At 39.1% G+C, this 557-nt stretch carries 1 protein-coding gene; it reads left to right on the top strand.

What is annotated here, in order from left to right:
• Positions 1 to 326 precede the first annotated feature (326 nt).
• Positions 327 to 557 (top strand): helix-turn-helix domain-containing protein (locus FFR48_RS29875; RefSeq protein ID WP_236104242.1); only part of this gene is annotated, 231 nt, incomplete at its 3' end.

Raw genomic sequence — 557 nt, forward strand, 5'->3', positions numbered from 1 at the left:
CTAATAACCGTTGTGATTCTTCAGGATTATTATGAATTTACTCAACTATGTTGCTCATAATCTCAGGGTAGATGCACGATTTTACCTTGTTATACCATAATTTGATTCTTTTTCGGAGATGTCTAATAGGGTTTCAGAGTTTTGGCGAAGGTATTGATATAGCAAATTCGTTTTTATTTCTGAAGAGATTGGTGTGGGCGGGAAATTTTAGATGTTAGATTTTAGATTGGATATAACAAAAACAATCCAAAATCCTTGCATCGAAAATCCAAAATTAAGAACTCCTGCCTCCTTTCCTTAGTAATAATACGGTGAGTTCTCACTGTATGCTACTAGGATTCAAAACCCAACTCAAAGTTAACAAGCAACAACGACTACTACTGGCGCAACACGCAGGAGTAGCCAGACACGCTTGGAATCAAGGTTTAGCACTTGAGGGGGCGACAAAGGAGCTAAAGAGGTTGCTGGATAAGCATTACAGCCCTCAAACCCTGCTGATAAAATGGCATCTTATTGCGAACAGATGCCATCATTTCCAAGACCAATTCTTGGCACTC

Source organism: Sphaerospermopsis reniformis (assembly GCF_005402885.1).
GTDB lineage: Bacteria > Cyanobacteriota > Cyanobacteriia > Cyanobacteriales > Nostocaceae > Sphaerospermopsis > Sphaerospermopsis kisseleviana.